Origin of the sequence: Janthinobacterium algoris (assembly GCF_051380935.1) — a bacterium.
Lineage (GTDB): Bacteria > Pseudomonadota > Gammaproteobacteria > Burkholderiales > Burkholderiaceae_D > Janthinobacterium.
Window position 1 is genome coordinate 46266 of record NZ_JBNYXZ010000014.1, and the last position, 16902, is coordinate 63167.

At 64.1% G+C, this 16902-nt stretch carries 15 protein-coding genes; 11 read left to right on the forward strand and 4 right to left on the reverse strand.

All coding sequences use genetic code 11. The annotated features are described in order from the left end of the window. Window positions 1-79 precede the first annotated feature (79 nt). From ACQ4W7_RS20035 to mtgA, 3 genes are read left to right on the forward strand one after another with little or no spacing between them, the layout of a single operon-like run. Window positions 80-937: an energy transducer TonB family protein gene (locus ACQ4W7_RS20035; RefSeq protein WP_436532896.1), complete on the forward strand. Its 858-nt coding sequence runs from the start codon at window positions 80-82 to the stop codon at window positions 935-937. After that, window positions 934-1776, forward strand: a complete 843-nt coding sequence (gene aroE, locus ACQ4W7_RS20040; protein ID WP_426072050.1) for a shikimate dehydrogenase — start codon at window positions 934-936, stop codon at window positions 1774-1776. Before ACQ4W7_RS20035 ends, aroE begins: the two co-directional genes overlap by 4 nt. Continuing rightward, window positions 1773-2498, forward strand: coding sequence for a monofunctional biosynthetic peptidoglycan transglycosylase (mtgA, locus tag ACQ4W7_RS20045; RefSeq protein WP_426072051.1), 726 nt, complete (start codon window positions 1773-1775; stop codon window positions 2496-2498). The genes aroE and mtgA overlap by 4 nt, the downstream gene beginning before the upstream one ends. 64 nt (window positions 2499-2562) lie before the next feature. Here mtgA and ACQ4W7_RS20050 read toward each other — a convergent pair whose 3' ends face one another. Further along, complete coding sequence (locus ACQ4W7_RS20050; RefSeq protein WP_426072052.1) at window positions 2563-2721, reverse strand: hypothetical protein; 159 nt, start codon at window positions 2719-2721, stop codon at window positions 2563-2565. On the opposite strand from ACQ4W7_RS20050, the gene corA reads away from it, so the two are divergent. Continuing rightward, on the forward strand, window positions 2720-3685 hold the full coding sequence (gene corA / locus ACQ4W7_RS20055; protein ID WP_034746658.1) for a magnesium/cobalt transporter CorA: 966 nt from the start codon (window positions 2720-2722) through the stop codon (window positions 3683-3685). The genes ACQ4W7_RS20050 and corA overlap by 2 nt on opposite strands. 26 nt (window positions 3686-3711) lie before the next feature. On the opposite strand, the gene ACQ4W7_RS20060 is transcribed toward corA, so the two are convergent. Next, window positions 3712-4194, reverse strand: a complete 483-nt coding sequence (locus tag ACQ4W7_RS20060; protein WP_426072053.1) for a nuclear transport factor 2 family protein — start codon at window positions 4192-4194, stop codon at window positions 3712-3714. A gap of 205 nt (window positions 4195-4399) precedes the next feature. On the opposite strand from ACQ4W7_RS20060, the gene ACQ4W7_RS20065 reads away from it, so the two are divergent. Further along, window positions 4400-5116, forward strand: a complete 717-nt coding sequence (locus ACQ4W7_RS20065) for an HAD family hydrolase (RefSeq protein ID WP_426072054.1) — start codon at window positions 4400-4402, stop codon at window positions 5114-5116. Between the two features lie 125 nt (window positions 5117-5241). Here ACQ4W7_RS20065 and hemL read toward each other — a convergent pair whose 3' ends face one another. Continuing rightward, entirely contained in the window at window positions 5242-6531 is a 1290-nt protein-coding gene (hemL, locus tag ACQ4W7_RS20070; RefSeq protein WP_436532732.1) for a glutamate-1-semialdehyde 2,1-aminomutase, read from the reverse strand. A gap of 64 nt (window positions 6532-6595) precedes the next feature. Beyond that, window positions 6596-7453, reverse strand: coding sequence for a bifunctional hydroxymethylpyrimidine kinase/phosphomethylpyrimidine kinase (gene thiD / locus ACQ4W7_RS20075; protein WP_436532734.1), 858 nt, complete (start codon window positions 7451-7453; stop codon window positions 6596-6598). Between the two features lie 96 nt (window positions 7454-7549). Here thiD and ACQ4W7_RS20080 point away from each other — a divergent pair, with 96 nt between their 5' ends. The 6 genes from ACQ4W7_RS20080 to ACQ4W7_RS20105 all read left to right on the forward strand — a co-directional run bounded on the left by ACQ4W7_RS20080 (window position 7550) and on the right by ACQ4W7_RS20105 (window position 16889). Beyond that, the gene (locus ACQ4W7_RS20080; RefSeq protein ID WP_010401308.1) at window positions 7550-7702 is read left to right on the forward strand and encodes a rubredoxin; all 153 of its coding nucleotides are present in this window, start codon (window positions 7550-7552) and stop codon (window positions 7700-7702) included. Between the two features lie 86 nt (window positions 7703-7788). Continuing rightward, window positions 7789-8211 carry a response regulator gene (locus ACQ4W7_RS20085; protein ID WP_426072057.1) on the forward strand — a complete coding sequence of 141 codons (423 nt, stop codon included), beginning with the start codon at window positions 7789-7791 and terminating at the stop codon, window positions 8209-8211. Between the two features lie 35 nt (window positions 8212-8246). Next, the gene (locus ACQ4W7_RS20090) at window positions 8247-8612 is read left to right on the forward strand and encodes a response regulator (RefSeq protein ID WP_426072058.1); all 366 of its coding nucleotides are present in this window, start codon (window positions 8247-8249) and stop codon (window positions 8610-8612) included. An 11-nt stretch (window positions 8613-8623) separates the two neighbouring features. Next, on the forward strand, window positions 8624-9244 hold the full coding sequence (locus ACQ4W7_RS20095) for a chemotaxis protein CheW (RefSeq protein WP_436532737.1): 621 nt from the start codon (window positions 8624-8626) through the stop codon (window positions 9242-9244). Further along, window positions 9244-11481, forward strand: coding sequence for a methyl-accepting chemotaxis protein (locus ACQ4W7_RS20100; RefSeq protein ID WP_426072060.1), 2238 nt, complete (start codon window positions 9244-9246; stop codon window positions 11479-11481). Before ACQ4W7_RS20095 ends, ACQ4W7_RS20100 begins: the two co-directional genes overlap by 1 nt. Window positions 11482-11555: 74 nt before the next feature. Then, entirely contained in the window at window positions 11556-16889 is a 5334-nt protein-coding gene (locus ACQ4W7_RS20105; RefSeq protein WP_436532740.1) for an Hpt domain-containing protein, read from the forward strand. Window positions 16890-16902: the final 13 nt, after the last annotated feature.

Genomic DNA, 16902 nt, shown 5'->3' on the forward strand with positions numbered 1-16902 from the left:
GTAGAATTCAGCCATCTTGTATCTTGTGTTGTAAGGAACTGGGTTGCGCGTGAAGTCTTTCCGAGAGTATCGTTTCCTGATGATTGCCGTGGCGGTATCGCTGCTGGCGCACGGCGCCTTGCTGGCGATGCATTTTGTCGCCCCGGCCCCGCAGCGGGCCGTGGCCACGGATCCCGGCCTGGAAGTGATCTTGGTCAACGCCAAGCATGCCAATATACCCCTGAAGGCCGAGGCCCTGGCGCAAGCCAACCTCGACGGTGGTGGTCAGGCCGACAAGGGCCGGGCCAAGTCGCCCTTGCCTGACATGCGCAAGGTGGAAGAGGGCGACAGCGTCAAGGCCAACGCCCGGCGCATTGCCGAACTGGAACAAAAACAGCAGGAGCTGCTGACGCAGGCGGCCAAGCCGACGCCTTACAGCGCCGCGCCCGTCACGGAAAAGGACAAGCCCAATCCCCTGGCATCGGGCTCGGACTTGATGGAAAGCAGCAAGGCCATCGCGCGCATGGCGGCCGAGATCAGCCAGACCGTGGAAGACCAGAACAAGCGTCCCCGCAAGACCTTCATTACGCCCAGCACGCAGGAGGTCGGCTATGCCATGTATTACAAAACCTTGCAAAAGCGCATCGAGGAAATCGGTACCCTGAATTTCCCGCAAAAGAATGGCCGCAAGATGTATGGCGAACTGGTCGTGTACATTCCCATCTTCCAGGACGGCACGATTTACCAGAAGGAAGGCGGCGCCCGCGTGGAGAAAAGCTCGGGTAATCCCGCGCTGGACGCGGCGGCCCTGGCCATCGTGCGCCGCGCGGCGCCTTTCGGCCGTTTCCCACCGAATATGTTGTCGAGTGATAAAGATGACCTATGGGTCGTCATCACCCGTTTCAAATTTACCCGCGAAGAAAAAATGGAAGCTAACCTGACTGGCGGCAGCAATTGAGCAAGAAAAATATTAATCCTGATCAATATTGTGTATTCGGCAATCCTATCGCCCACAGCAAGTCCCCCCTGATACACGCCGCGTTTGCCCTGCAGACGGGCCTGGCCATGGTCTATGAACGCCGGCTGGCGCCGCTCGATGGCTTTGCCCTGGCGGCCCGCACGTTTGCCGCCGAGGGCGGCAAGGGCGCGAACGTGACGGTGCCGTTCAAGCTAGAAGCGTGTGCGCTGGCCACTGTCTTGACGCCGCGGGCCAGGGCGGCCGGTGCCGTCAATACCCTGCGTTTCGATGGCGAGACCATTCTTGGCGACAATACCGATGGCGCGGGCCTGGTGGCTGACATCGTGCGCAACGCGGGCGTGGCCATCGCCGGCAAGCGCATCCTGCTGCTGGGCGCGGGCGGCGCGGCGCGCGGCGTGGTGCTGCCCTTGCTGGAACAGGCGCCGCAGCAAGTGTTCATTGCCAACCGCACCGTGGCCACGGCCGAGGCGCTGGTGGCGCAGTTTGCCGATGCGGCGAGTCACGCTGTCCAGCTGCGCGCAGGTAGCTTCGCGCAGGCGGACGGCCAGTTCGATATCGTCATCAATGCCACCTCGGCCAGCCTGGCGGGCGACTTGCCGCCGGTGCCGCCGAGTATCTTCGGCAGCCACACCCTGGCGCTGGACATGATGTATGGCGCGCAAGCCACCGTCTTCATGGACTTTGCCGCGCAGCATGGCGCGCAGGTGCGCGACGGCCTGGGCATGCTGGTGGAGCAGGCGGCAGTAGCGTTTTACGTGTGGCGCGGCGTGCGGCCGCAGACGCAGGACTTGTTGGTGCAATTGCGGGGCAGCCTGTGAGCGGCGGCAAGAAGGGCGCGCGCAAAGGCGCTAGCCGCTACGGCTGGATCAAGTGGCTGTTCATCGTGCCCGTGCTGGCCTTCATCGTCGTGCAACTGTATTTCTTCCTGCAAATCTGGTGGTGGATCGACCATAACCCGTCCAGCACGGCCTTTATGCGCGAACAGTTGTCTGTCTTGCAGGACAAGAATCCGAACGCCACGATCAAGCAGAGCTGGGTGCCGTACAACCGCATCTCGAACAATCTGAAACGGGCCATCATCGCCTCGGAAGACGCGAATTTCTCCGAACATGAAGGCGTGGACTGGGAAGCCTTGCAAAAGGCATATGAAAAAAATAGCAAGAAGCAGAAGGTCGTGGCGGGCGGCTCCACCATCACGCAGCAGTTGGCGAAGAATCTGTTCCTGTCCGGTTCGCGCAGCTATGTGCGCAAGGGCCAGGAGTTGATCATCACGTATATGCTGGAAAGCCTGATGGAAAAGCAGCGTATTTTCGAGATTTATTTGAACGTGGTGGAATTTGGCACGGGCATCTTTGGTGCCGAAGCGGCCGCGCGCCACTATTACCGGGTCAGCGCGGCGGGCTTGAGCGCCGGACAGGCGGCGAAACTGGCCGTGATGCTGCCAAACCCGCGCTTTTACGACCGTCACCGCGATACGGGCTATCTGAACCGGCGCACGGGTGTCATCCTGCGCCGCATGGGAGCGGCCGAATTGCCTTGATGGCGGCCAGCTTTCTTTGCATAAAATCAAAGCTGCCTGATTGGCATTATTGCGGAACAGCATCTTAATCGGCGCCGTTGGTGCAACGCCGCACTTTTTCCGCGAAAAAGCGCTGCCGGGGGTGGTCGTGAAAAGGCCTTTGCGGGTACACTTGCGCTGTTTTCACTTTTGGCGCCAGCGCCAGCACATCACGATAACCCAACATCCGGCTGAGAGCGCGCATGATCAATGTCTTTGTATTACAGAATGGCCGGCTCAACCAGGTGCCGATCGACAGCCGCGCAGACCTCGAAAATGCCGAACCGGTGTGGGTCGACCTGACCGACCCCACCGATGATGAACGGGCCTGGGTCAAGGCCATCTACAACGTCACCCTGCCGGGTGAGGACGAAGTCAAGGATATTGAAGCATCGGCCCGCTATTACGAAGCGGAAAACGGCGACTTGCATCTGCGCACGGACTTCTTGCGCGAAGAAGACGACGGTCCCTCGCGCGTCATCACTGTGGCCTTCATTCTGGCCCGCAAGATTCTGTTTTCCATGCATACGGACGATTTGCCCGTGTTCCGCCTGGTGCGCATGCGCGCCCGTTCGCGGCCAGGTTCGATCGCCGACTACATGGATGTGCTGCTCGACTTGTACGCCACCGACGCCGAATATTCGGCTGACGTGCTCGAAGGCATCTACCAGAATCTGGAAGAGGTCAGCACGCGCGTGCTGCAAAAGGAATTTACCGATGCGCACGCGGCCGAAGCGCTGAATGCGATTGCCCACGAGGAAGATTTGAATGGCCGCATCCGTCGCAACATGATGGATACGCGCCGCGCCGTCAGCTTTTTGATGCGCGGCCGTCTGTTAAATTCCGAACAATTCGAGGAAGCGCGGCAGATTTTGCGTGATATCGAATCGCTCGACGGCCATACCTCGTTCCTGTTTGACAAGATCAACTTCCTGATGGACGCCACTGTCGGTTTCATCAACATCAACCAGAACAAGATCATCAAGATATTCTCGGTGGCCAGCGTGGCCTTCTTGCCGCCGACCCTGATCGCCAGCGTGTACGGCATGAACTTCAAGCTGATGCCGGAACTGGAATGGTCGTTCGGTTATCCTTGGGCCTGGGGCCTGATGATCACCAGCGCCATCGCGCCCTTCCTGTACTTCCGCCATCGCGGCTGGCTGAAATAAGCAAACGGGCCAGCAGGCCCGTTTTTTCAAGGAGCCGGTTTTTTCGGCGCGATGCCCGTGTATTGCGCGGACAGCAGTTTCCACACCGCTCCCTCCTTTTTCGCCACATAGCTGGCGCGCAGGGCCATGGCGCGCTGCTGTCCGCCCATCTGCACCGTCACCGCCAGCCTGGCGATCAGCACGGCGGTATCGCCCGCGACGCGCATGAACGGTTCTTCCACCATGATGACGGGGGCGGCGGATTTTTTCTCTGGCGCATAAAACGCCAGCATCTTTTCGCGCGTGTCGACGTCGCCCAGTGGCGAGACTTCGGCGTAATTGTCGGCCGTCAAGGCTGTCAGGGCCGGTACGTCAAAACTGGCTTGCGCCGCCACGTGCTGGCGCACGAGCTTGAGGACGGCAGCATCGTCGTCCGCCGCCCGTGCTGGCAGCGCAGCCGTCACGAAGGCAAACGCGGCAATTGTGGAAATCAGGGATAATCGGTCTTGCAAAAAGTGATTGCGAGTCATGGTATCGATCCTGTTGAGCCTGATTCAAACGATCAGGGCAAGGAGAGTATGCCATTGAAGTTATATAAAAGAAATTACTTCATGCCGCCGATGCCCGGCACGCAACGCACAGTATCGGGATGTGGCCGGCCAGGCGTAGCGCGCCACGTCCCCCTGTTTTATGCTGGCGGTGCGCACGGTGTGCGCCGCCCCTACTGGAGAATACATGCCTGACACCGTTCCTTCCCTTCCGCGTTTCACCCACCTGATCAGCGACTGCGATGGCGTGCTGATCGACAGCGAAGCCGTGGCCCTGCAAGCGCTGCTGGAATTGCTGGCGCCGCGCCTGCCCAACCTCCCCCAGGGCGTCACCCTGCAAGGCTTGATCGAGCCGCGCCTGGGCCAGCGCCTGGTGCCGCTGATGCAGGATATCTACAAGGAGCTGGGCTTGCCGCAATTGCCGGCCGATGACATCATGGCCATCGGCAACGCCGTCGATGCGGCCTGCGATGCGCAGCTGCGCGCCGTGCCCGGCGTGGCGCAGGCGCTGGCCGCCATTCCCCTGCCCAAGGCCGTGGCCTCGAACAGCGTCAGCGCACGCGTGCTGTCGGCGCTCGAACGCACGGGCATGGCGCCGCTGTTTGACCGTCGTGTTTTCACGCCGGACCTGGTGGGCCATGCCAAGCCGCATCCGGGCGTCTACCTGGCGGCGGCTGCCGCCTTTGGCGTGCCGCCAGGTCAATGCCTGGTGCTGGAAGACAGCGTCACGGGCGTGACGGCCGCCGTGGCGGCAGGCATGACGGTGCTGGGATTCATCGGCGGCGGGCATATCGCGCCGGGCCAGGAAGCGCGCCTGAAGGCGGCCGGCGCGCATGTCGTGTTCAGCGACATGGCCAGCCTGCCGGAATTGGTAGCGGCGCAGCTACAAAGTGCTACAGTGTAACGACACCTGACAAAACCGTAGCGAGCGGCAGTGATTTGTGGCCGAGAAGCGCAACCGTACTGAAGTACGGTGAGCATCGCCGGCCGCAAAGCGCGACGCGCAGTAGGTTTTGTCAGGTGTGTACCTTACGCCAGCTTGGCAAACACCTTGCGCGCCGCGGCGATGGTGGCGTCGATGACGGCATCATCGTGCTGAGCCGAGACGAAGCCCGCCTCGAAGGCGGCTGGCGCAAAGTACACGCCTTCGTCCAGCATGGCGTGGAAGAAGGCGTTGAACTTGCTGCGGTCGCCCGCCATCATTTCCGCGTAGCTGGTCGGTGGCGTGGCGCTGAAATAAATGCCGAACATGCCGCCGATGTAGTCGGCGCAGAAAACCACGCCCGCCTCTTTGGCGGCGGTCGTCAAGCCTTCGGCCAGGCGCTTGGCGGTGGCGCCCAGTTGCTCGTAGAAGCCTGGCTGCTGGATCAGTTTCAAGGTGGCCATGCCGGCCGCCACGGCGACCGGATTGCCCGATAGGGTGCCCGCCTGATAGACGGCGCCCAAGGGCGCCATGTGGTGCATCAGCGCCGCGCTGCCGCCGAAGGCCGCCACCGGCATGCCGCCGCCAATCACCTTGCCCAGCGCGGTGAGATCGGGTTTGATGCCGTATAGCGCCTGCGCGCCGCCCAGGGCCACGCGCAAGCCACACATGACTTCATCAAAAATGAGCAGGGCGCCGTGCTGCGTGCACAGATCGCGCATCGCCTGCAGGAATTGCGGCGTGGCTTTCACCAGGTTCATGTTGCCAGCCACGGGCTCGACGATCACGCAGGCGATCTCCGCGCCGAAGCTGTCGAAGGCGTCCTTCAGTTGCTCCACGTTGTTATAGTCGAGCACCAGGGTGTGCTTCACAAAATCTTCCGGCACGCCGGCCGAGGTCGGGTTGCCGAAGGTGAGCAAGCCGCTGCCCGCCTTTACCAGCAGTGAATCGGCGTGGCCGTGGTAGCAGCCTTCGAATTTGACGATCTTGTCGCGTCCCGTGGCGCCGCGCGCCAGGCGCAGGGCGCTCATGGTCGCTTCCGTGCCCGACGACACCAGGCGCACCTGCTCGATCGACGGCACCAGACGTGTGATTTCCTCGGCCATCAGCACTTCGCCTTCGGTTGGCGCGCCGAACGACAGGCCCAGCGCGGCCGCATCCTGCACTGCCTTGACCACCTCGGGGTGGGCGTGGCCGACAATGGCCGGGCCCCACGAGCCGATGTAGTCGATATAGCGCTTGCCGTCGGCATCCCAGAAGTACGGGCCTTCGGCGCGCGTGATGAAGCGCGGCGTGCCACCGACGGAACGGAAGGCGCGCACGGGCGAGTTGACGCCGCCTGGCGTGGTTTTTTGTGCGCGGGCAAACAGGATGTCGTTCTGTGAAGTCGTCGTCATGATAATCGTGCCTTGAAAGTGGATCGTTGTCTGTGTCGTCTGGTCTGTCTGGTCTGCTACAGAATTATTGGCCGTCGCGCTGCCGCTGCTGCCGGAACAGCCGGTTCGGCACCAGCTTGCCCATGCCGTGGCGCCGTGCGTGAGCCAGTGCGCCGGCGGTGAATTCCTGCGCCGCCACGACCACCTGTGGCACATCATCTTCGTTTTCCGCCAGGGCCAGCAGGGCGGTGGCCGCTGCCGACAAGGTGCTGCCGGCGCCGTTGAAGATGCCGGGCAGGTGCTGCCATATGTCGTGGCGTACCACGCCGTCTTCGCCGAACAGGGTATTGGCGCGCAACTTGCCTTCTGCCGTGCCGGACTTGCTGGCGTCGGCCGGCATGCCGGTGACGAGCACGTATTCGCAGCCCAGGGCTACCAGGTAATCGACATCGTTTTGCAGGGTGTCGTCCGGATCGGCGTCGCGCCAGGTTTCGGCCAGGCGCTCCAGCTCCACCGGCGAGAGCACCAGCAAGGTCGTTTGCGGGATCAAGAGCTGGCGCACGGCGGTGAGAATGTCTTCGTCGTCCATGCCCTGTTCCGGCAGCGCGGAAATGAAGGGATCGAGGATCAGCGGCACGTTCGGATAGTCGGAGACGATTTCTGCGATGGCTGTCACGTTTTCCACGCTGCCCAGGGCGCCGATCTTGATGGCCGCGACGGACATGTCTTCCAGCAGCACGCGCGCCTGGTCGGAAACCCAGTCCGGGTCGACCGCCTGCACGTCTTCCACGCGCGCTGTATCGCTGATCAACAGGCCCGTGGTGACCGACAGGCCATGGCAGCCGAAGGCTGAAAACGTGGCCAGGTCGGCCTGGATGCCGATCGCACCGACCGGATCGGACACGCCGAAGCTTAATATGAGGGGAGAAGTTTGGTTTTGCACGGCGGGTAGATTAAGATACCTAATTCAGCATTTTACTTGATTGAAGGGTGGCAGAACGTGAGTAGCAACGAAACAACGCAGCAATTCCAAACGTGGATGTGTCTAATTTGCGGCTGGGTTTATGATGAAGCGGCCGGTCTGCCCGACGAAGACATCGCTCCCGGCACGCGTTGGGCCGATGTTCCGATGAACTGGACATGTCCTGAATGTGGTGCGCGCAAGGATGATTTCGAGATGGTGGCGCTTTAATTCCTCCAGATCCGTGGCATGGTGCTGCCAGCACGCTGGTATCGCGGCAGCCTGTGCTATGGTATGAAAGATTGTCGAATAATCATATGACGCATCCCATCCTGCCCGAGGCACCGTCCGATGCCGAGTGCGTCAGCGCGACGATACTCGTCATCGACGACAGCGCGACGATACGCAGCGCGGCCGCGAAGATACTGGGCGAGGCAGGTTATCGCGTCGTGGTGGCGGAAAACGGCTTCGAGGCCTTGGCCAAGATCGCCGACTGCCAGCCGGCGCTGATCGTGTGCGACATTCTGATGCCGCGCCTGGACGGCTACCGCACGTGTGCGCTGATCAAGGCCAGTGCGGCCTTTCATGCCACGCCGGTGCTGATGCTGTCGTCGAAGGAGGGTTTGTTCGACCGCGCGCGCGGCGCCATGGCAGGCGCCAGCGCTTGCCTGGTCAAGCCGCTGGCGCGCGAGGCGCTGCTGGAGGCCGTGCGGCTGCACCTGGCCAGGCATTTTGAGTAAGTGGTTTATTGATTGACAACGCAGCAAGGAAGCAGATGGCCATACACACAATTCTGATCGTCGATGACTCGCCGACAGAACGCTATTACCTGAGCGAGATGCTGGTGCGTGCCGGTTATGCCGTCGTCACGGCGCAGGACGGTGCCGACGCGTTGGCGCAACTGAAGCAGTCCAAGCCCGACCTGATCTTGATGGATGTGGTGATGCCCGGTGCGAATGGCTTCCAGATCACGCGCGCGATTGCGCGCGATCCCGAACTGCAGGACGTGCCGGTGATTATCTGCTCCAGCAAGAGCCAGGAAACGGACCGCATCTGGGGCTTGCGCCAGGGCGCGCGCGATTACTTGGTCAAGCCGGTGGTCGAAGCCGAGCTGCTGGTCAAGATCGCTGCGCTTTCCTGAGAATGCAAACGATGCCAGGTTACGGCGTTTCCACAGCGGCCTTCCCGCCTGCCGCTACCGCCATGCCATCCTTCGAGACGGGCGCGCGGCAGGGGCGCTTGCGCCAGTATCAGTTGCAATTGATCGAGCGGATACAGGCCGCGCGCGGCGGCGCGCTGGCCGCGCGCAAGGAACTGGGCGTGATGCTCGGTGGCCGGCCGTGCCTGCTCGACCTGACGCAGCTCGGTGAAATCGTCATTGCCGCCGGCGTGCAGATCCAGGGCGTGCCGCTGGCGCAGGACTGGTACCTGGGCCTGGCAGCCATGCGCGGGCGCCTGACGGGGGTCGTCGACCTGGCCCGCTACATGGGCGAACCGCCTTGCGCGGCAGGCAATCACTGCCGCATCATCACGTTTTCTCCCCGCCTGGGCCTCAATTGCGCTTTGCTGGTCGAGCGCGTACTGGGCTTGCGCCAGCTGCGCACGCTGCAATCCGTACCCTTGCCGGATGCGCCACCATCCTGGGCGGCGCAGGCGCTGTGCGACAGCGAAGGGCAGCAGTGGCTGCGCCTGGACCTGGCGCAGCTGGCGCAATCGGAACGCTTCCTCGATGCCGGTTTTGGCGGCCTGGCCGCACACAAGGATATTTGCTGATGGGCGCCCATTCCCCTATCCTGGCCGCTGGCATGCCCGAAGCGGAACACCTTGCTGGCGAGCCGGCATCGGCGGCCGACCTGCCGCTACGCTTGCGCGACGCGCTGGGACGGCGCAAGTCGCTGGCCAGCGCGCCGGTCAGCGACTTGAAGCTGCCGCTGATTGGCCATTTGCCGCTGCAAAAGCAATTAAGCATCCTGTCGACGGTGATGGCCCTGAGCCTGGCCGCCAGCCTGCTGTTCGTCGGCCTCAACACGCGCAGCGGCAATATCGCCTCGGCGCAGACGCAGCTGGCCAGCGACGCGCTGATGCATTCTCAGCGCATCGGCAAGGCTGCGCCGAATGCCGTGCAAGGCAATCCGGAAGCCTTCCGCCAGCTCGAGGAAAGCCGCAATGAACTGAACCAGGATTTCCGCCTCATGCTGCGCGGCGGGACGTATCACGGGCGCGATATCGGCGAGTCGCGTTCCGGCCTGCTGGCGGCGGTGGCCGACGCGCGCAAGAAGTGGGCCAGCAGCGACCGCGCAGCCAGCACCATCTTGCGCCTGAAGACGGAGCTGGGTGAATTCGACAAGACCTTGCAGCAATTGAACGCGCTGTCGCCGGCTTTGCTGGCGCAGACGGAAGAAATCGCAGCGCTCAAGGTACAGCACGGCGGCAACGCGCGCGACCTGGCCGTCATCGGCCGCCTGATGATGCTGAGCCAGCGCATGAGCCGCAGTGCCAGCGAGTTTCTGTCGTCGGGCAGCATCAGCTCGGAAACGGCATTTTCGCTGGGGCGCGACACGACGTATTTCCGTACTGCCGTCGAAGGCTTGCTCAATGGCAGCGTGGCGCTGCAATTGGCACCCACGCGCGACGCCGAATTGCGCGACCGGCTGGTGGCGCTGAAAGCCAGTTTCGACACTTACCAGAAAATGGTCTCGTCGATACTCGACCGGCTGGATAAATTCAGTTCGGCCAAGAGCGCCGAACAGCTGATCTTCAACGAGAACGAAGACCTGCGCCAGCGCTTGACCCTGCTGCAGCAGATGTACCATGTGAACCAGGAAACGCTGGGCATGGTTTTCTGGATGATGGTCGGCGGCGTGTTGCTGACCCTGATCGCGGCGGCCGGCATTGGCCGCGTGCTGCTGCAGGACTCCGTCAACCGCACGCGCGACGCCGAGCGGCGGCGCCAGGAGGCGGAAATCCTGCGCCTGCTGTCGCAGGAAAAGGAAGCGCAGGCCAAGGCCAAGAATGAGCAGAACCAGGCGGCCATCCTGCGCTTGATGAACGAATTGCAGAAGGTCGCCGACGGCGACCTGACGGTGCAGGCCACCGTGTCGGAGGATATCACGGGCGCCATCGCCGATTCCGTCAACTACACGGTCGAGGAATTGCGCGGCCTGGTGGGGCGCGTGACGGCGACGGCCGAGCAGGTCAACCGCGCCTCGACGCAGGCGCAAGGCATCTCCAGCAAGCTGCTGATCGCTTCACAGCAGCAGTCGCGCGAAATTCAGGGCGTCAGCGCCACCGTGGTCAAAATGGCCAATGCGATTACCGACGTGTCGAAGTCGGCCAGTGTCTCGGCCGACGTAGCGCGCCAGTCGGTGGCGGCGGCGCAGCAGGGGGCGACGGCGGTGGAAAACGCCATCAAGGGCATGCATGAAATCCGCGAGCAGATCCAGGATACCTCCAAGCGCATCAAGCGCCTGGGCGAATCGTCGCAGGAAATCGGCGAAATCACCGAGCTCATTTCCGACATCACCGAGCAGACCAACGTGCTGGCGCTGAACGCCGCCATCCAGGCCGCCTCGGCCGGCGAGGCGGGGCGCGGCTTCTCGGTCGTCGCCGAGGAAGTGCAGCGCCTGGCCGAACGCTCGGCCGCCGCCGCCAAGCAAATCGGTGCGCTGGTGCGCACCATCCAGGCCGACACCCAGGATGCGACGCGGGCGATGGAAAAATCCACGCAGGGCGTGGTCGAGGGCGCACACCTGTCCGACGCTGCCGGCGCTGCCTTGAACGATATCAGCCAGGTGTCGAAACACCTGGCTGAACTGATCCAGGGCATCTCGTTTGCCACCGGCACGCAGGCCAGCTCGGCCAGCGGCGTGGCCTTGAATATCCAGCATATCCTGAGCGTGACGGAGCAGACCCAGGACGGCACGCAGCAAACGGCGCAGTCGATCCACAAGTTGTCGATGCTGGCGCAGGAACTGAAAAACTCGGTGTCGCGCTTCCGCGTCGCCGCCTGAACGGCGCGCCATTCCAGGCGCGGCGTGTTGTGCGTACCGATTTTTTGCGCTACGATTTCTTTACCGAGGCATGCATGAGCACACCTGATAGTCCGCAGCAGTCCAAGCCGTTCGACAGCGAACCCCTGTCGTGGGTGATGCTGGAAATCCGCGAAGCGCTGGGCCGCTCGAAAACGGCGCTGTTCGAAGCGGGTGGCCGCGAGCGCGAGGAACGCGCCACGGCACTGCAGCATGCACGCTCGCACTTGCACCAGGCGCATGGCGCGCTGGTGATGGTGGACGTGGCCGGTGCCAGCCTGCTGACGGATGGCGCCGAACAGGCATTGACGCGCTTTCGCGACGGCAGCCTGGAATACACGCTCGACCATGCGCAGATCGTCGCCGGGCTGTATCAGGCCCTGATCGAATACCTGGAAGACCTGGTGGCCGGCACGCCGCCGCAGCCGACGCGTTTGTTCCCCTACTACCGCGACCTGCAAACCATGCTGGGCGCCGAGCGCAGTCACCCGGCCGACCTGTTTTTCCCGCCCCCGGCTATGCTGGAAGGCCATGCCATTGCGCTGGCGGACGCTCCCCTGGTGACCGATTATCCGGCCTGGCGCGGGCGCTTTGAAAAGTCCTTGCTGCCTTTCCTGAAGGCGCAGGATGACGCGGCGCGGCGCCAGCATGCGGGCGACCTGCACGCCACCCTGACCCTGGTGGCGGCCGCGCAGCAAGAAGCGCCGGCGCGTACCTTCTGGTTCGCCATGCAGGCGTTTGCAGGACTGGCGGCCAGCGGCGAGGGCATGGGCACGCTCAACATCAAACAGTTGTTCGGCCTGATCAATCTGCAATTGCGCCGCCTGGCGCAGGGCACGGCCAGCCTGCCTGCATCGATGCTGCGCGACGCCTTGTTCTTCATCGCCTCCGCCGCCGAGCCGACGCCGGAGGCGCGCCAGCTGCGTGCCGCTTTTGCGCTGGAGGGGCTGGTGCCCGCCGACGTGGAAGCGCGGCGCTACGGCCAGGTCGACCAGGATGCCTTGCAAGGCGCGCGCACGGCATTGGCGCAGGCGCGCGCCAGTTGGAGCCGTCTGGCGCAAGCCGACCTGGATCCTGACCTGGACGAAGCATTCGAACAGTCCTTGCAGCAGGTGGCGGCGCAGACCGACATCTTGAAGCAGCCGGCCCTGGCCAGCCTGCTGCGCGAATGCGCGGCCGTGGCGCGGCAAGCCGTGGCCAGCGGGCGCAGTGCGGCCTTGGCGAATGAAATCGGCATGGCGCTGCTGTTTGCCGACACGGGCCTGGAGCAGGTGCGCCGCCTGCCCGACGATTTCGCCGGCAATGCGGAAACCATTGCCGCGCGCCTGCAGGCGCTGCTGGCTGGCGAAGCGCCGCCGCCCGTCACGGCGGGCGAGCTGTCGCGCCAGATCGAACAGGGACAGACCGTCGCCGCGCTGGCCGAGGACATGAAGACGGGCCTGCGCCAGGTGGAAAAGGTGCTCAATGCGTACTACGCGGATGCCTCGCGTGGCGTAGCGGGGTCCCTGGATTGCGTCGCGCCCGTGCTGGGGCAGTTGCAGCAGCAGTTGGCCGGGCTGGGACAGGACGATGCGCGCGCCGCCGTGCTGCAGGTCGACGCGGCCGTGCGGCAGCTGGCCGGTGGTGACGCCAATGCGGATACCAATGCGGAGGCGCACGCCGACGCGCTCGACGAGATCGCGCAAAATGTCAGCGCGCTGGGCTTTTTTATCGATATGCTGGGCCGCAACGCGCAGGCGGCCAGCGGGCGTTTCCATTTCGATGCCGCCGCCGGTACCTTTCGCGCCCTGCCCTTTGAAAAAGTCGCCGCCGCCGGCGTCGTGCCGGTGCCCTTGCTCGACCAGGCCCTGGCGCCCGCCGCGCCTGCCGGCATGGATGCCGCGCCGGCAGTGACCGATGTCGATGCGCAGATGCTCGACATCTTCATCGCCGAAGCACGCGAAGTGCTGGCCTTTATCGATACCACGCTGGCCCTGCCGCGCGAGCAGGCCGCCAGCGGCGACCACCTGGCCATGCTGCGCCGCTCGTTCCATACCCTGAAAGGCAGTAGCCGCATGATCGGCCTGGCGCAGTTTGCCGAGGCCGCCGGCGCCATCGAGCGTGTCATGAATACCTGGCTGGCCGAGGCGCGCCCTGCCAGCGACGACTTGTTCACCCTGCTCAATTACGGCTGGTACCAGCTCAGCGAATGGGTGGCCGAACTGGAAGGCGGCGCAGGACGCGAGCGCGAGGCCGGCATGCTGCTGGCGGCGGCCGAGCGCGTGCGCGAAGGCGGTCCGTTCGAACTGCGCAAGCCGCGCCCGGCCGCGCCCGTTGCCAGCAATGGCAATGTGATCGGTTTTCCTTCCGCCACGGCGCCCGCCGCGCACGAAGCGCCTGACGATCACCTCAAGCATGTCGGCGAACTGCGCATCAGCCTTCCCTTGTACAACATCTATCTGGCCGAGACGGATGAATTGCTGCGCGTGCTGACGCGCGACTTCGGCGAATGGCGGCATGAACAGCGCGCCGTCAGCGCGGAGGCGCTGCAAGCCGTGCATACCCTGGCGGGAACGTCCGGCACGGTCGGCTTCCAATCTCTGCGCGACCTGGCGCACGCGCTCGAGACGGTGATCGAGACGGTGGTGCCGCCACTGGCCGGCTTGCGCGCCGCGCAGCACGATGTGCTGGAGCAGGCCACGCAGCGCATCGCGCAGATGCTGCAGGCGTTTGCGCTGGGCGACCTGGCGCCATCGCAGCCGGACATGATCGAAGCGCTCAACACCCTGTGGCGCGCATTGACGGCGGCACCAGGAGCGGGCAAGGAAGAGCAGCTCGACGCCCTGTTTGCCGCCGCTTACGCCAGCATCGTCGGCACGCCGGCGCAGCCTGCCGAAGCGCAGGCCAACGCCTTGGCCGAGATCCCTGCGGCGCAGCTCGAGACCTTGTTCGAGGCAACGTATGCGAGCATCGTCGCCGATGCGCTGCAGTCGGCCACGCCAGTCACGCCAGCCACGCCCGCAGCGCTGGTGCCGACGCCGACGCAGGACAGTGGCGCCAGCGATGACCTGTTCGACGCCGGTTTCGAGCACTCGCCGCCGTTGGAGCACGTGGAGCCGGAAGCGCCGGCGCCCACCATCATGCCGGCCGATGCGGCTGCGCTGCTGGCGGCGAGCGCCGGCATCAGCGATGAACTCGACCTTGATTTGCTGTCCGTCTTCCTGGAAGAGGGCGCCGACCTGCTGCCGCAGATCGGCGAGGCGCTGCGCAGCTGGCAGCAGCAGCCGCACGACAGCGGCCAGGCGCAGATGCTGCTGCGCACCCTGCATACCGTCAAAGGCAGCGCGCGCATGGCCGGCGCCATGCGCCTGGGCCAGCATGCGCATGAAATCGAGACGCATATCGAAAACATGCTGCACGCAGGTACCGCCACACCGCAGGCTTTCGATGAATTGCTGGCCCATTACGACCATGCGCTGCACCTGTTCGAACAGTTGCAGCAGCCCTTGCTGCCTTTGCCAGGCATGGAAGACACGCCGGCGGCCGAACCGAAGGCGGCGCTGGTGCGCGTGCGCGCCGATATCCTCGACCGTCTGGTGAACCAGGCTGGCGAAGTGTCGATTACGCGCTCGAAGATGGAAAATGAAGTGGGCGTGCTGGGCGCTTCGCTGTCCGAGTTTTCCGACAACCTGGCGCGCCTGCGCCGCCAGCTGCGCGAAGTGGAAATGCAGGCCGAATCGCAGATCGCCTCGCGCATGGCCGTCGGCAGCGAGCGCGATTTCGATCCGCTCGAATTCGACCGCTTTACGCGCTTGCAGGAACTCACGCGCATGATGGCTGAAAGCGTCAACGACGTGGCCTCGTTCCATGAAAACCTCAGCCACAGCGTCGATGCGGTGACGGACGACCTGGTGCTGCAGGCGCGCCTGACGCGCGAGCTGCAGCGCGACCTGATGCAGATCCGCATGGTGCCGTTTGCCAGCATTGCCGAACGCCTGTTCCGCGTGGCGCGGCAAAGCGCCAAGGAAGTCGACAAGCGCGTCAATCTCGATATCCGGGGCGGTGGCGTGGAAATCGACCGCAGCGTGCTCGAACGCATGGCGGCGCCCTTCGAGCACCTGCTGCGCAACGCCATCGTGCACGGCATCGAGCCGCGCGATGCCCGCCTGGCCGGGGGCAAGAACGAGACGGGCGAGCTGCTGATACAGGTCAGCCAGCAGGGCAATGAAGTGGCGATCGCTTTTTCTGACGATGGCGCGGGGCTGGACCTGGAACGCATCCGCGCCAAGGCGCACGGCGCCGGCCTGGTGGCGACGGATGCGCCTTTGACCGACGCGCAGGCGGCCGAGCTGATTTTCAAGCCCGGTTTTTCCACCGCCGACAGCCTGACGGAACTGGCCGGACGCGGTGTTGGCATGGACATCGTGCGTTCCGAGGCATTGGCCCTGGGCGGGCGCGTGGAAACGTTGACGCAGGCGGGACTGGGCATGCGTTTTACCATCCACTTGCCGCTGACCCTGGCCGTTACGCAAGTGGTGCTGCTGGCGGCGAACGGCAAGACGTATGCCTTGCCATCAGTGCTGGTGGAGCAGGTGTTGCACCTGAAAGGCGCGCAGCTGGAGCAGGTGCGGGCGGCCGGGTGCGTCGAGTCGCACGGGCAGTCGCTGGCGCTGCACCACCTGTCGGCCATGCTGGGCGAGACGCCGACGGCGCAGTCCACGCAGCGTTATGCACCCGTGCTGTTGCTGCGCAATGGCAATGACCGGCTGGCCTTGCAAGTCGATGACGTGGTGGGCAACCGCGAAGTCGTGGTCAAGCATGTGGGGCCGCAGCTGGCGCGCATGCCGGGCATCGCCGGCGCCACGGTGCTGGGCACGGGCGATATCGTGCTGATCCTCAATCCGGTGGCGCTGGCGCAGCACCTGGAACATCATCCGGAACTGCTGTCGCAATATGCGCTGGCCAGCAGCGAACAACATGCCGCTTCCAGCGCACTGGCCGTGCCAGCCGTGCGCGTGATGGTGGTCGACGATTCACTGACGGTGCGCCGCGTGATGCAGCGTTTGTTCGAGCGCGAAGGCTACCAGGTATTGCTGGCCAAGGATGGCGTCGATGCGCTGGAACAGCTGCATGCGCTGGAAGCCGCTGCCGTGCCGGCCCTGCTGCTGGTCGACGTGGAAATGCCGCGCATGGACGGTTTTGACTTGACGCGCAATGTGCGCAGCGACGACAAGACGCGCGCCATCCCCGTCATCATGATTACCTCGCGCAGCGCCGACAAGCACCGCGCGCACGCATTCGAGCTGGGCGTGAATGCGTATTTCGGCAAGCCGTTCCAGGAAGAGGAATTGCTGGCCGAAGTGCGGCGCTTACAAACGGGGGCGGGTTCCGAACTACCTCGGCAACCATGACAGGCGTGCATCG